Here is a 14852-nt window from a genome sequence, read left to right on the forward strand (position 1 = left end):
TTAAGGCTTTGTAACCGAATGCGCAAGACTTAATTGTCAAGGCACCGAATCCACAGCCGAAAGCGGCAGGATTGGCGCCATATGGGGATCTTCATCCGCGTTATCAACCACTTTAATGGCGAGCGGAGCGCCGCAGCGGCACTTACTCTTTACGCTCCTACGATTCATGTCATATTGCAAAACGAAGTCGCCAGGGGGAAACGGCGATTTGAAAAGGACTCTCGCAATCTCAACACCTCTTTCGGCGTCGCGTCTTGCGCGGCCCTCGAGCATACGCTTCGGGATATAGAATGGAAATCTTCACAGCAGCAGGCTTCACAGCCTTTCTACAGGTCATTGCCATAGACTTGGTTCTCGCGGGCGACAACGCCATCGTCATCGGCCTTGCCGCAGCAGGCCTCCCCGCTCATCTGCGCCGCAAGGCCATCCTTGTCGGCATTATTGCCGCCACCGTATTACGCATCGCCTTCGCGGCATTGACCGTGCAGCTCCTCGCCATCGTCGGACTTCAGCTTTTCGGCGGCCTCCTGCTCGTTTGGGTGTGCTGGAAGATGTGGAGCGAACTGCGCGAACAAAATTCCTCGGGCGCAGACACGGTTACCGATGAGGAGGCCGATCTGACCAAGGGTCACAAGACCTTCTTCCAGGCGGCCACCCAGATCGTCATTGCTGACGTATCCATGTCGCTAGACAATGTTCTGGCCGTTGCCGGTGCTGCGCAGGACCACGTGACGGTTCTCATTATCGGGCTCGTCGTGTCGATCGCACTCATGGGCCTTGCCGCCAACCTCGTCGCTAAGCTGCTCCACCGTTATCGCTGGATTTCCTATGTCGGCCTCGCTGTCATCGTCTATGTAGCAGCGAACATGCTGTACCATGGCGGATTGGAAGTCTGGCCTTACCTACAGCCTTACTTCAGCTGACGCGAGAAGCGATCGCTCTCATATTGGAGAGCCCGAATACCGTATTTCGGGCTTTTCATTCCGGCTTCGGATGCATCGCCTGCGTGCGCGTTTATTACTATTGATTCTTCTTACGAGCGACTATCGCTTGGCAAGAGGCAAGCCAATGAATTTGCCTATCCGATCTGATAATTTCCGTCAGCTTCGCGCAAGCATAAAAGATCATTACTTTAGATGTAAAAAATAATCAGAAGGATGCCTGAATCAATGGCTTATGACTGGTCCGGCGGCCGCACACGGCGCTTTCGACAGTTAAAGATCGGCGCAGCACTCACCTTCATCCTGCTGGCCTTACTGGTCGTGCAGTTACTTTATACCGCAACGAGCTGACCATCCTGAGTTCTGACGACCTGTAGCGACAGCACAGACGTAAAGCAGACGCATTTGGCCTCAACCATTTACGTCACTGCCGATGGCCCGACCAGACCCGCAAAACAGCGCTGCGAATCCAAATTGGCAATACCGCGCCTGGGTTTGGACAATACGAAGTGCAGGCGATAAGGCCGCAGCCATACTCACTCTGATTCTGCTGACGGAATGGAATCACGTTGCCGAAGGTGGGCGTAGCAAAGAGCGACATCGACCGGTGATCGCTCAACAACATCAAATTAAAAAAGCGGGAAAATTGGAGCGGGTAGCGGGAATCGAACCCGCGTATTCAGCTTGGAAGGCTGCTGCTCTACCATTGAGCTATACCCGCGGCGGTGATTTCGATCCGTGCAGAATGGTGGAGGGAGTTGGATTTGAACCAACGTAGGCTGAGCCAACGGATTTACAGTCCGTCCCCTTTAACCACTCGGGCATCCCTCCAGTATTCTGCGAGGATCAAGCGACCAAGCTTAGTCCAGATGTCCGTTCGGCGCTGCGCCGTTCGTCGTCTGTGGCCGCGTATATGACGGCCCTTCATCGTTCTGTCAACACGATCAGTGACGAAATTTCAGGAAAAAATTCCAACAGTGTCAAAGCCCTGTGGATGGCGTTTGTCGATGCCCTGCGCAACAGTGGGGGGACTGGTGCGGATGATGCGGCAACGATATAAGGCGACATGAGCAAAGACGATCCCAAAGACAAAACCACCCGCGACACGCACTATGCCAACCTTCGACGCGCTGTGCGCGACGGTAAGCGCGAACGCGGAGAAATCCCCACGCCGCCACAACAGAAGCGCCGCAACAGAGGCGCTGACGAATGGAAACCGCCGCAGCTTGGCGCGGATCAGGTCTACCTCTACGGCCTGCATACGGTGCGCGCGGCACTCGCCAACAAAGAACGGCAACTCATCAAGCTGTCCGTCACCCAAAACGCTTTCGCGCGCCTTGAAATCGGTGAAGCAAGCGCCCAGCCCTTCCCCGTCGAGATGGTCGCGCCGCAGGAGATCGACAAGGTTCTCGGGCCCGACGCTATTCATCAGGGCGTGATGCTGGAAACCCGGCCGCTGCCGGTGCGCAAGCTTTCGGCCTTGAAGGAAAGCCCGCTGATCCTGGTTCTCGATCAGGTGACCGATCCGCACAATGTCGGCGCCATCATGCGCTCGGCGGTCGCCTTCAACGCCGGCGCGCTGATCACCACCATGCGCCACAGCCCGACCGAATCCGGCGTCTTGGCTAAATCAGCCTCCGGCGCGCTGGAAATGATCCCCTACATCCAGATCACCAATCTTGCCGATGCTCTCTCCGAACTCCACAAGCTCGGCTTCACTTCCATCGGCCTCGATTCAGAAGGCCCCGCCCCCATCGAGCAAACCTTCAGCGGCAACAAGATCGCGCTCGTCCTTGGTGCCGAAGGCAAGGGCCTGCGCCAGAAGACACGCGAAACGGTGACGCATTTGGCGCGCCTCGACATGCCGGGCGAAATCAAGTCGCTCAATGTCTCGAATGCAGCCGCCATCGCACTTTATGCAACGCAGCAGTTTCTGGCGAAGGCGTAAGGCACGCAAAGAACAGACGCCTCCGCAATAGTAAGACTTAGAACAGCCCTGGAGAGACAACCCCATGAACCGAGCCCCCAAGCCCACCGGCGAACTGACGCTTCGCACGCTGGCCATGCCGGCCGATGCCAACCCGGCGGGCGATATTTTCGGGGGCTGGGTCATGTCTCAGATGGACTTGGCGAGCGGCATTCGTGCCGCCGAACGGGCGCGCTGTCGCGTGGTGACGGCAGCGGTGAAGGAAATGGCTTTCGAGCTTCCAGTCAAGATCGGCGATACGCTCTCCATCTACACCGACATCACACGCACGGGCCGCACATCTATCACCCTTTGCGTCGAAGCGTGGGCGCAGCGGTCGCGCTACGACAAGCTGGAGAAAGTCACGGCGGGCACCTTTATCATGGTTGCCATGGATGAGAACGGCAAGCCGGCACCGCTTCCCCCGCAAATCCCCGTCGAGACGATCGACGTCTGAGCGGCCGCTGTCACGACATGCGTTCAGACTCAACACTGAAGCGTGAGAAGCGGATCAAGAAGATCGCGGCACGCTCTTGTCATATCTTGAGATAGGCCGACGATCTGTCAAAGGACAGTCCCGGAAAAATGCCATTGGTCAGAGCTTCGCTACCGACATCGAATTGGCGGTAGAGCATGGCGGCGGCCAGCTCGCGCACGTCGCCGGTCGGCATCAGATCCCGGTCGTCCAGCATCTTGCCCTCGCCCAGCTCCGGCCATTTGCCCAGCACCCTACCACCCTGGATGCCTCCACCTGCGAGAATGGCAACGCCGCCCGTGCCATGATCTGTGCCGCCAGTACCATTTTCCCGAACGGTGCGGCCGAACTCGGTCATCGCCAGAACCATGGTCTTCTTCCAAACATCGGGTCCCAACGCATCTTTCAGCGTGGTCAGTGCGATGGTCAGGTCCTTTACCGTGCGGGCGAACTGCGCCTTCTGGCCCGCATGCGTATCCCAACCATCGACGGAGAAGCTGGCGATGCGGTAATCCTCGCGCAGCATGCCGCCCGCAAGTTTCGCAATGTCGCGAATGCCCTGCCCGCGCTTTTCGTCCTGGAAAAGCTGCTCGGCCGCCATGTCGGTGCGCAAGGCTTCGGCAAGCACTCGGCTAAACTCGGCATCATTGGCATAAAGTCGCTTGAAGAAACCGACTTCATCCGCTGCCATCGTCATATTTGAACTCGAAGCCCAGACATCCGCCTCATTCGGCCCTGATAGAATAAGCTCCATCGATGTGTTGATATCGATGGCCTTGCGATCCTCCGACCGCGGAATGGCGGAAAGCGCCCGGTTCAGCCAGCCAGTGCGCTCCCCGTGCACAGCCTGCGAACCACTCTCCAGCATGTCCTGACCATCGAAATGACTCCGCTGGTCGCGGTAGGGCGTAGAGACAGCATGGACGAAGGCCAACTCCTTCGCCTGCCACATGGGCATCAGGGCATCAGCCGCAGGGTTCAGGCCAAAATGTCCATCAAGATCGATCAGGCCGTCGTCTGGCTTCAGCGCCAATGTCGGACGAAACTGAGCGAAGGCGGGATCGCCATAGGGCTGCACCAGATCGAGCCCGTCCATAGCACCGCGTAGAACAATCGTGACGAAACGGTTCTCGCCCGGCATCGCGGCAAAGCTGACCGGGGAAAAAACCGGCACCGCCGCCGCACAACAAGCAGTCATCAGGAAGCTGCGGCGGCTCAAAATCATATCCTGAGAGAAGGCCATGTCCTATCTCCTGTTGAATTCGGGGGAAGACAACGCGAGCGTCAGACCGCTGACACGGTTCGGCGCCTGTCCCACCACACGGATCGTGTCGTCGCGCGCCTGTTCGGCCAGCGACACTTCGAGAAGCTTTTTAGGTTCCATGTCCTTGCCGAGCGTGCCGGCTGCTTTACGCGCCCAGAGAATGCGCTCGCTCATCTGGCTTGGCGAAAGCCAGGATGCGACGCCCTCCTCGAATCCGGCTGGGCTTGGCGGCTGCCAAACCGGCTGGCCCATGCGGCGAAGTGCTGCGACCGTCAGCGTCCGGGCAAGGCTTGCTTTCGGCTTTGGTAGTTGCGCTGGATCGGATGGCATCACGGCCTTCATACTCGCAGCAGGCTTGTCCATCGCCATCTGTCCGGCATCGCCAGGCATCGCCGGCGCCATCTCCTCACCGCTGCTCTTCAGCGCCTGCTGTGCCGCGGCTGCGGTCGGCGTATCAAACGGCGTGTAGCTGTCGTCACCATCCGGAGACATGCGCTCTCGCCAGTTTTTACGGGTAATTCCGAAAGCCCGAAGTCCGGAGACGACGTAGTCGAATGGCAGTTTCATCTTGGCGCCGGGCTCCTGCCACGCGCGCGTGTGATTGAGCATTGCGGCATAGACCTTGGCCAGATGCCCGTCGCTCGCCTTCCACTCTTGTACCATCGCAGTGACGACATCCGGGGGCGGATCGTCGGAAATGAAGTGGGTCACGAGTTTGCGGCAGATATGCTGCGCCGTTTCGGATCTGCTCGCCAGATCGTCCAGCATGACGAGACAGTCATCGGCCGAGCGCGGGTTCCCACCGTATTTGACGCCCAGGACCTTGATCTCACCGGGTTCCGCCATGCGCGGGCGAAACAGCATCTCGTAATGATCGTCCACCGTCATGCCGGTCAGCACCAGCGCCGCGGATCGCACATCGGCCTGCGTATAGCCGCTGCCCGCGCCCATCGTGTGCAACTCGATCAGTTCCCGACCAAGATTCTCATTCAGGCCCTTCTTGCGGTTCTGCGCCGCAGCAGACTGTGGTCCGGTCGATTGCGCCTGATCGAGATAGATCAGCATGGCGGGATGGAGAACCGCCGCCTGCAACAGGTCGCGGAACGATCCTGCAAGGTGCGGACGAATGGCCTCGACCTCATAGAGCGGCGTGATCACGCGCATTGGAAAAGATTTATGCGCATTGACCGAGAAGTGGTCGAACCAGAAAGCCGCCAGCCGCTCATGAAATCCATAGGGCGAGAATGTCGCCTGAAGCACGCGTGCAAGGCTATCGCGCTGGAAACTTTGCTCTGCCTTGCGTTGCAATTGCTGGCGCGCCGCGCGATCGTTCTCGGCGTCTTTCTTGGCAATCTTCAGAGCCTCAAACCCCTTGGCGAGGTCATCTGCCCGCTGCCGCGCATCAAAGGCACCGCCTATGGGAAAGAAGCTTTCCTTTAGCGGCGCATCTACCAGTTGGACCAGTAGATCGTCCCTGTTCCGGCTGAGTATCTGGTCCGGTGCAAGACCGTAACCATAGCGGATCGCCGCTATCGTTGGAGAAAACGGAGCCATGTTTGCCACTCCTGCCAACTGTCAATGGCAAGAGAATCCCAGCCAAATCCGGCGGAAAAGCTGCAGAACTGCGGCATTTTGCCGACATGGACAATTTGTAACCCACCGCGGTGATGTTTACCGTGTCACCTTTGCCGCAGTGACATGATGGCGAAAATGTGCCACTGCATATGCCATGAAGCTTATTCGCAGGATCATGCAGGATCGCAGTTCGGCTGGCGCTGTCGCAGTGCTGGCCCTGCTGCTGTTTCTGCTGCAAGGTCTTGCCAATGGCGTGGCGCACGGCAGCATGGCGACCACCGCACTTGCGGCTGATGAGATCATCTGTGCGGCTCATCTACCGGATGGCAGCGTTCAAAAACAATCGCCTGCCGAGAAGCTCGCCAATAGCTGCTGTGGCACACTCTGTCGCCTCGCATCTGCATCCTTCACTGCTTTGTTGGCAAGTCCGAGCGAAATTGCCGGGCGTATCGTGCCGCATGTCCACGTCACGCTTTGGCGTTGGAGTGAAAGCAGGATCCCTGCGCCGCCCACGCACGAGCAGCAGCCCCGCGGCCCTCCCACTCCTTTTCACGCATGATCTGAGGCGCATCTCTGAAACAGAGAACGCGTCGATAACAATCAGCCTCGGCGCTGGTTACGGACATATGTCGCGTAGATCGCCTCGATTCCCGACGGCGATTCTACTGTCCGACCTGCGTTGAAATCTCCAGCGGGCATGTCACCGACTGCCTGCACCCTTTCGCGGAGTCAATAATGTCGATCAGCACCACTTCCGTGGGTGAACGCGTGAGCGCGCCGTCATCGCTCAATCTCTATCGCGCCGTCTGGCGCTGGCATTTTTACGCCGGTCTCTTCGTCCTTCCCTTCATGATAACGCTGGCCATCACCGGCGGGCTCTATCTCTTCAGGGATGAGTTGGACAATGCTTTCCATTCCAACCTGAAGCGGATCGAGGTAACAGATACCGCCGCTGTCCTACCGTCGACAATCGTCGCCAACGCCGTCGCAGCTTTCCCAGGCACTGCCGTCAAACTCACTCAACCCGCCGATCCCGGCGCATCAACGGAAGTCACCGTGAGCACACCGGAGGGTAAGCGCGCCGTCTATGTGAATGGCTACACCGGACAAGTCCTCGGCTCCCTGCCGGATCGCGGCACCGTCATGTGGACGATCCGTACGCTCCATAGCCTCAAATACTTCGGCACCTACGCCCGCTACCTCATCGAGATCGCCGCGGGCTGGTCGATCCTGCTGGTGGCGACCGGTATCTATCTTTGGTGGCCGCGCAACCAGACCGGCGGCGTGGTTTCCGTTCGCGGCACGCCCAAGAAGCGTGTCTTCTGGCGGGATATGCACGCCGTTACCGGCATCTTCGTCGGCGGCTTCATCGTCTTCCTCGCCATCACCGGCATGCCATGGTCGGGCGTGTGGGGTGGGAAGGTCAATGAATGGGCCAACGGCAACAATTTCGGTTACCCGGCAGGCGTGCGCGTCGATATCCCCATGTCTGGTGAACGGCTCGACGATGTCTCGAAAACCTCTTGGTCGCTGGAGCAGGCAAAGATACCGACGTCAGAGGGTCACGATCATGGGCAGCACGTGGAGACCGCACCCTCAATGCCTACGGATCATATGGCGATGAACCACGACCATGGCGATGAGATGCCGGCCCCCATCGGCATCGATAAGGCGATCGCTCGCTTCGATGAACTCGGCCTCTCAGCCGGTTATGCAGTGGCGCTGCCGACCAAACCGCAAGGCGTCTATAGCGGCTCCATTTACCCGGACGATCTTTCCAAACAGCGGGTCATCCATCTGGATCAATATACCGGCAAGCCGCTGATCGACATGAGCTACGCCGATTACGGCCCGCTTGGTCGCGGACTGGAATGGGGCATCAACGTGCATATGGGCCAGCAATTCGGGCTTGCCAACCAGATCGTGCTGGCACTGGCCTGCCTCGCCATCATCCTGCTTGCCGTATCGGGCGGCGTCATGTGGTGGAAGCGTCGTCCGAAAGGCTCGCTCGGCGTTCCGCCCATGCCTCAGAGCAAGCGTACGCTGTACGGACTAGCCGCAATCCTAGCCGTAGGTGGGATCATCTTTCCCCTGGTCGGTGCAAGCCTGATCGTCATGCTGATTCTCGATCTGGTGGTCCAGAAGGTCGGGCAAAAGCACAAGACCGCTTCATGAACTGAACGACTCCGGCTCGAATGACGACCGATCAGCGTCAACCGAGTCGATAGGCCTTGCAGACACGATCGTCCGTCGTACGATAGGTTCGGAACCCGATGGCTTCGTAATAAGCCTGCCCCATGTCATTATCGGCGCCAATGCTGGCGTCGATATCCTTTAGGCCAAAAGCCTCGGCTGCTTTGAGTGTCACCTTGAACAGCGCCTTGCCAACACCGCGTCGCGCAGCGAAGGGGCTGACATGCGTGCCGATAATGCCCCAACCTTCAGCTACACCGTAAGGATTGCCAGCAGCGGTGGCGAGCTTCAGCGACTGAAAGCCGAGAATGCGCCCATCCTCATCGACGGCAACCGTGCAGGCGATTCGGGCCGGATCCGAGATATAGTTCGTCGTGACAGTCTCAACATCCGTCGAGGTGTTTCGCAGCCCCGCCGCAAAGATTTCGTTCTGCACTGCAGCCATACCTTGCGCGTCTTCTTCTGTTGCGGGGCGCGTAATCACGACACTACCTCTTGTCTGCAAGGTTCAAGCCAGACCTCGATCCGCCGTCCAGCGGCGATGACGAGAACCAATATCGTTTTGTCTCCTGCTGCGTAACCCACACTCGAAGCATTTGACCGCGACCAGAAACGCTTTTCGAAGCGGGCTAAAAAACGACGATAAGAACGCGGCGGATAGCCTCTTGTTCCAATAAAACCGTTGCCTTTTTGTACTCGTTTTTTAGCGCTCGCCTCTTCCCTTTGCGCATCAAGCTCTCCATATTCCTCGCATGGCCAGATCACCCAAAAAACCTTCCGAAAGCTCCCCCTCTAATGGTTTTGAAGAGATGCCGCAGGCGTCCTTCGAAGGCGCTCCCCTCTCCGGCTCTGTTGCCGATTGGGTGAAGCAGCTGGAAGCGGAAGCCGAAGCGACCTCCGTCGAAACCCAGCGCGAAGTCGCCTCCAAGGCGGGCAAGCACCGCAAGAAGATCGAGATCGAAGCGCGCAAGGAAGCGGAAAAAGCAGCCGCAAAGGCCAGCAAGACGCCGACAGCCTCCAAGACGTCACGCGGCGTTTCCATTGGCGGCTCGTCCGATCCGAAGACCCGCGCCGCCGCTGGCCTCAATCCGGTCGCGGGCATGGACATATCGCTGGAAGATGCCGCATCCCTGGCGCCCGGTGCGGTAACAGCCACGGTGGACGCACTCTCAAAGCTCATAGAAAGCGGCAACCCGCTCTTCAAGGATGGCAAGCTGTGGACGCCCCACCGGCCTGCGCGGCCGCCGAAGTCCGAGGGCGGCATCGCCATTGAAATGGTGACGGACTACAAGCCCTCCGGCGACCAGCCGACGGCGATTGCCGATCTGGTGGAAGGCATCAATTCCGGTGATCGCTCCCAGGTGCTTCTCGGCGTCACCGGCTCGGGCAAGACCTTTACCATGGCGAAAGTTATCGAGGCCACCAATCGCCCGGCGGTCATTCTGGCTCCTAACAAGACGCTTGCTGCGCAGCTCTATTCCGAGTTCAAGAACTTCTTCCCCAACAACGCGGTCGAGTATTTCGTCTCCTATTACGACTACTACCAGCCGGAAGCCTATGTGCCGCGCTCGGATACCTTCATCGAGAAGGAATCATCGATCAACGAGCAGATCGACCGGATGCGCCACGCCGCTACCCGCGCCATTCTGGAGCGTGACGACTGCATCATCATCGCCTCCGTCTCCTGCATTTACGGTATCGGCTCGGTGGAAACCTACACCGCCATGACCTTCCAGATGCAGGTGGGCGACAAATTGGATCAACGCCAGCTGCTGGCTGACCTCGTGGCGCAGCAATATAAGCGGCGCGACATGGATTTTCAGCGCGGCTCCTTCCGCGTGCGCGGCGATACGATCGAGCTTTTCCCGGCCCACTTGGAAGATGCCGCCTGGCGCATTTCCATGTGGGGAGACGAGATTGAGAGCATCACCGAATTCGACCCGCTGACTGGTCAGAAGACCGGCGATCTGCAATCGGTCAAGATCTACGCCAACTCGCACTATGTGACGCCGCGTCCGACGCTGAACGGCGCGATCAAGGCGATCAAGGAAGAGCTGAAACATCGTCTGGCGGAACTGGAAAAGGCTGGCCGCCTGCTGGAAGCCCAGCGCCTGGAGCAGCGCACCCGCTATGACATAGAAATGATGGAAGCCACTGGCTCCTGCAACGGCATTGAAAACTACTCTCGATACCTGACGGGGCGCACGCCCGGCGAGCCGCCGCCGACGCTGTTCGAATATATTCCGGACAACGCGCTGATCTTCATTGACGAATCCCACGTCACCATTCCGCAGATCGGCGGCATGTATCGCGGCGACTTTCGCCGTAAGGCAACGCTGGCCGAATATGGCTTCCGCCTGCCCTCGTGCATGGACAACCGCCCGCTGCGCTTCGAGGAGTGGGACGCCATGCGTCCGCAAACCGTGGCCGTGTCGGCGACACCCGGCGGCTGGGAAATGGAACAGGCGGGCGGCGTCTTCGCCGAACAGGTCATTCGCCCGACGGGCCTTATCGATCCGCCAGTGGAAGTGCGCTCCGCACGATCCCAGGTGGACGACGTCCTGGGGGAAATCCGCGAGACTGCGGCCAAGGGCTATCGCACGCTCTGCACCGTGCTGACCAAGCGCATGGCCGAAGACCTGACAGAATATCTGCATGAACAAGGCGTTCGCGTGCGCTACATGCACTCGGATATCGACACGCTGGAGCGCATCGAAATCATTCGCGATCTGCGCCTCGGCGCTTTCGACGTGCTGGTGGGCATCAACCTGCTGCGCGAAGGTCTCGACATTCCCGAATGCGGCTTCGTGGCCATTCTGGATGCGGACAAGGAAGGCTTCCTGCGCTCCGAAACCTCGCTCATCCAGACCATCGGTCGCGCTGCGCGTAACGTCGATGGCAAGGTCATCCTCTATGCGGACAAGGTGACGGGCTCCATGAAGCGGGCGATGGAGGAAACCACCCGCCGTCGCGAAAAGCAGATGGCCTATAATGAAGAGCACGGCATCACGCCGGAATCGGTCAAGGCCAAGATCTCCGACATTCTTGATTCAGTTTATGAACGCGACCACGTAAGGGCCGATATTTCCGGCGTTTCCGGCAAGGGCTTTGCGGATGGCGGCCACCTTGTCGGCAACAATCTTCAGGCGCATCTCAACGCCATGGAAAAACAGATGCGCGACGCCGCAGCCGATCTCGACTTCGAAAAGGCTGCTCGCCTGCGCGACGAAATCAAGCGCCTCAAAGCCGTCGAGCTTGCGGCAATGGATGACCCGATCGCCAAGCAAGAGGCGTCGAATGCCGAAGGCGTGCGGGGGAAAGACACCTCGGGCAAAGCCAGAAAGACAGCACCGGAGGGGGACGCCCCGTCCTCAGAAGCCAACGGCAAATCCCTCTTCGCAAAACCCTCGCTGGACGACATGGGCCCTGGCACCGACACGGCGAAGCCCCTCTTCCGCAAGAACACGCTGGACGAAATGACCGTTGGCCGCACGGAAAAACCCGTCCGCGGCGCAGCGCCGGAAAAGCCTGCGACCCAAACCGGCAAGCGAGTCTCCCCCCTTCTGGAAGGGCTGCCCGAACCCGCCAATGGCGGCAAGGACGATCCTCGCCCGTTGAAGCGTAGCAAGGTCGGCGTCGGCTCCTATGAGGATCCCGGCGAACAGAAGCGAAAGGGCCGCACGAAAGGCAAAACGGGCCGTCCGGGACGGTAGCCCGCGCGCAGATGAACGTCTCGCGGGAACATTCAGGCGCGCAACGACATTGCCGTTGCGCGCAATGAACCGGAAGGAGAAGCGCTATGCGGTTGCACACACTTGCTCTTTCGGCACTGGCATTCGCCTGCCTCACTTCGCCCGCCCTGTCCGGCACCCTCAGCGACGCCACGTTCCACAGCAATGCGCTAAACGCCGATTTGCCGGTGAATATCTACCGCCCGGATGGCGAGCCGCCAGAAAATGGCTGGCCGGTTCTTTATTTGCTGCACGGCCATGATGGCGACCAGAACAGCTGGCGCGATCTTGGCAATATCGAAAAGACGCTGGACGGAATGATCGCCGCCGGCACGATACGCCCACTGGTCGTCGTCATGCCGGGCGTAAAGAACAGCTGGTATGTCGATTCCGCCGCCGTTGATGGCCCCGGCGATTACGAAACCGCTCTCACCGGCGATCTGCGCGTCCATGTCGAAAGTAGGTTACCGGTGCGCAAGGACAGGCAAGGCCGCGCCATTGCCGGCCTCTCCATGGGCGGCTTCGGCGCGCTGCGCCTGGCCTACGCCCACGAAGACCTCTACGCTGCAGTCGCCAGCCTGTCGGGCGCCATATGGCAGAATGTTCCCGCCTCCGATCTCGACAAGACCCCGGCGGAGCTGAAACTCATTCAGGACAGCGCGTTCTTCCACCGCGTCGACCGCGCCACCGTCACCAGCGGCATCGTCCTGCCCTCCACCGGCGACCACTTCTCCGGCGCTTTCGGCACGCCCTTCGATGCAAGGCTCTTCAACGAAAAGAACATCTTCACCCTCGTCGCCCAGCACATCGCCGAGTCTCAGGACCTGCCTGCCACCTACCTGACCGTGGGAGACGACGACGGCTTCTACCTCTGGCGCGGCGCAGTCGCCCTGCACGAAACCCTACAGGCCGACAACCGCAAATCGGAATTGCGCATTACCGATGGCGATCACGTTTGGTCGCTGTGGAAGGTGTCGATTGTCGATGCGTTGAAGTTTGTGGATGGGGAGTGGAGATGAATCGTACTCTTTGCCCACAGCGATTTGCAGGACATAGGTGCATGGGGATCTCTGAATGTGGCGTCTAATCTTCCTGTGTTATGAAACCTAAGGCGACGTTTGCTCCAGACACATGTATTTCTCTGACCGCATAATGCAGCGCGACCTTCGCAAAAAAGGGAATATCAAAGTCGCCGTTTTTTCGTGGCTTATCGATGATCCTAAATTCAATTGTATTAGTTCCCTTACCCAAGTTGCTCACAGATAGAGCGTCTTTTTCACGGTTCGTCGCGTTGAGCTTAACAGAAATCGATTCAAGAAACTTTGGGTCACGTAACATGCGAGACGCGGTAGCCCCCTGACGAAACAAATGGTGCAGCGGACCTGATGTTCTCGACCCCTTTTTTACGTGGAGTAGACGGGGAGTTTCGCCGGGTATAAGGAGATCGCATAACTCGTTTCTTTGATTGGCGATACCGGGAACTGAGCCGGTTTCCTTATCCAGATAAATAAGACCTAGATCCAGCGCCACGCGCTGATTATATTCGCCTTCGGGCTCTAAACCTTTCTTAACTTTTCCCGCTTCTTCTTGTTGAATGATTTTCGCCGCCGGAAGTTCGCCGTCGTTCACGCCAGATCGCACAGATGTAAATGTTTCTTGGATAGCGGTTCGAAACTGATCTGCAACGTTGAACCATTTACCATCGTCGAGAGTGTACAGCATCCCGTCATGCTCTACCGACCTCTGTAAGCACCTATATACTTTCCACATTTTTTTTGGGACATCAGAAGCCGCATCTATCACATTGACAGTGTGATTATTCTTTATGTTTTTTAGTATAAGTTCTCTTTGATCATTTAAGTCATCAAATGCGGTTTTAAGTTGATCGATGTAGTCTTCAATATTGAGCTCCTCATAAGTTTTTTTAATTCTAAGCCCCTTGTAAGAGAAAACGCCAAACTGATCCCACTCAACAATATCTGGAGAACACAGCAAGAAATCTGGGCTGTCGCCAAGGATGTTATCTAACATGAGCCCATCAAGCGTCCTCACCAGCTTTGGCTTTTTAATGGGCTTCATTGACCGTATGAATTCAAGCCCTTTGGTCTTGTATGCCTCTGCCTCATATTGAAGTAAAACAGTGTCGAGGATAGGAGGTAAAAGCGATAGGTCGTCTGGGCCAGAAAATTTAAAGCCCGAAGAACCGGACAATGACTTCCCCAAATTCCCTTCTGATTTCCCGCCCAAACGCTTAATGAATGTCAATGCAGTGTCTATATCGAACATAGTCATCGCAGATAAGCGATCCGCCTGAAAGCGCGACTTCATCCCAGCCGAAGGATTGTTTGAATCAATAAACCTGAGACTTGATTCCTCGATCTCATTCACCGTGACCATGAGACCGAAATCTGCCTCAACCATTTGATCATTTATTCCGAAGGCTCCCGTCCCAAATGGCACGACGAAATGACGTCCCTTATATTTTATGTAAAGGATGACGCCGTTCAGAGTATTCTCAATGTCCTCGACTTCTGGAAAATAGTTTTCAACGAATTCCGTCCACTTTGGGCTTTTTTTAATTTTTCTTAATTTCAAAAGTTGAACATCTTCAAATTAGTCGATTTCCTTTCTACTCCAAAAAACTACATGGTCCGATATTTGCTGGGTTAGTTTCTTAGATAATACGTCCGAAGGAGCCTGCACCTCA

Annotated in this window: 12 protein-coding genes and 2 tRNA genes; 8 read left to right on the top strand and 6 right to left on the bottom strand. The window is 57.6% G+C overall.

What is annotated here, in order from left to right; genetic code table 11:
- Positions 1 to 290 precede the first annotated feature (290 nt).
- Together ACQZ5M_RS02185 and ACQZ5M_RS02190 are read left to right on the top strand one after the other, a co-directional pair.
- Positions 291 to 923 carry a TerC family protein gene (locus tag ACQZ5M_RS02185; protein WP_296036475.1) on the top strand — a complete coding sequence of 211 codons (633 nt, stop codon included), beginning with the start codon at positions 291 to 293 and terminating at the stop codon, positions 921 to 923.
- Positions 924 to 1169: 246 nt separating this feature from the next.
- The gene (locus tag ACQZ5M_RS02190; protein WP_296017134.1) at positions 1170 to 1292 is read left to right on the top strand and encodes a hypothetical protein; all 123 of its coding nucleotides are present in this window, start codon (positions 1170 to 1172) and stop codon (positions 1290 to 1292) included.
- A gap of 296 nt (positions 1293 to 1588) precedes the next feature.
- Here ACQZ5M_RS02190 and ACQZ5M_RS02195 read toward each other — a convergent pair.
- Both ACQZ5M_RS02195 and ACQZ5M_RS02200 read right to left on the bottom strand, forming a co-directional pair.
- A tRNA-Gly gene (locus tag ACQZ5M_RS02195) sits at positions 1589 to 1662 on the bottom strand.
- Positions 1663 to 1687: 25 nt separating this feature from the next.
- Positions 1688 to 1772, bottom strand: a tRNA-Tyr gene (locus ACQZ5M_RS02200).
- A gap of 235 nt (positions 1773 to 2007) precedes the next feature.
- On the opposite strand from ACQZ5M_RS02200, the gene rlmB reads away from it, so the two are divergent.
- Entirely contained in the window at positions 2008 to 2889 is an 882-nt protein-coding gene (gene rlmB, locus ACQZ5M_RS02205; RefSeq protein WP_296017132.1) for a 23S rRNA (guanosine(2251)-2'-O)-methyltransferase RlmB, read from the top strand.
- A gap of 64 nt (positions 2890 to 2953) precedes the next feature.
- Entirely contained in the window at positions 2954 to 3364 is a 411-nt protein-coding gene (locus ACQZ5M_RS02210; RefSeq protein ID WP_296075834.1) for an acyl-CoA thioesterase, read from the top strand.
- A 79-nt stretch (positions 3365 to 3443) separates the two neighbouring features.
- Here the strand turns inward: ACQZ5M_RS02210 and ACQZ5M_RS02215 are convergent, their stop codons facing one another.
- A complete protein-coding gene (locus ACQZ5M_RS02215; protein WP_296075832.1) occupies positions 3444 to 4625 on the bottom strand; it encodes a DUF1501 domain-containing protein in 1182 nt (393 codons plus the stop codon).
- A gap of 3 nt (positions 4626 to 4628) precedes the next feature.
- Positions 4629 to 6200, bottom strand: a complete 1572-nt coding sequence (locus ACQZ5M_RS02220; protein WP_296075830.1) for a DUF1800 domain-containing protein — start codon at positions 6198 to 6200, stop codon at positions 4629 to 4631.
- Between the two features lie 175 nt (positions 6201 to 6375).
- On the opposite strand from ACQZ5M_RS02220, the gene ACQZ5M_RS02225 reads away from it, so the two are divergent.
- Both ACQZ5M_RS02225 and ACQZ5M_RS02230 read left to right on the top strand, forming a co-directional pair.
- On the top strand, positions 6376 to 6780 hold the full coding sequence (locus tag ACQZ5M_RS02225; RefSeq protein ID WP_296075827.1) for a DUF2946 domain-containing protein: 405 nt from the start codon (positions 6376 to 6378) through the stop codon (positions 6778 to 6780).
- Positions 6781 to 6956: 176 nt separating this feature from the next.
- On the top strand, positions 6957 to 8396 hold the full coding sequence (locus ACQZ5M_RS02230) for a PepSY-associated TM helix domain-containing protein (protein ID WP_296075825.1): 1440 nt from the start codon (positions 6957 to 6959) through the stop codon (positions 8394 to 8396).
- Positions 8397 to 8433: 37 nt separating this feature from the next.
- Here the strand turns inward: ACQZ5M_RS02230 and ACQZ5M_RS02235 are convergent, their stop codons facing one another.
- On the bottom strand, positions 8434 to 8859 hold the full coding sequence (locus ACQZ5M_RS02235; RefSeq protein WP_296075837.1) for a GNAT family N-acetyltransferase: 426 nt from the start codon (positions 8857 to 8859) through the stop codon (positions 8434 to 8436).
- Positions 8860 to 9166: 307 nt separating this feature from the next.
- Between ACQZ5M_RS02235 and uvrB the strand changes: the two genes are divergently transcribed.
- Together uvrB and ACQZ5M_RS02245 are read left to right on the top strand one after the other, a co-directional pair.
- Entirely contained in the window at positions 9167 to 12127 is a 2961-nt protein-coding gene (gene uvrB / locus ACQZ5M_RS02240) for an excinuclease ABC subunit UvrB (protein WP_449078980.1), read from the top strand.
- Positions 12128 to 12213: 86 nt separating this feature from the next.
- Entirely contained in the window at positions 12214 to 13164 is a 951-nt protein-coding gene (locus ACQZ5M_RS02245; RefSeq protein WP_449078981.1) for an alpha/beta hydrolase, read from the top strand.
- Positions 13165 to 13228: 64 nt separating this feature from the next.
- Here ACQZ5M_RS02245 and ACQZ5M_RS02250 read toward each other — a convergent pair whose 3' ends face one another.
- Positions 13229 to 14740, bottom strand: coding sequence for a DUF6119 family protein (locus ACQZ5M_RS02250; protein WP_449078982.1), 1512 nt, complete (start codon positions 14738 to 14740; stop codon positions 13229 to 13231).
- Positions 14741 to 14852 lie beyond the last annotated feature (112 nt).

It is taken from the genome of Rhizobium sp. 22-785-1, assembly GCF_053521965.1.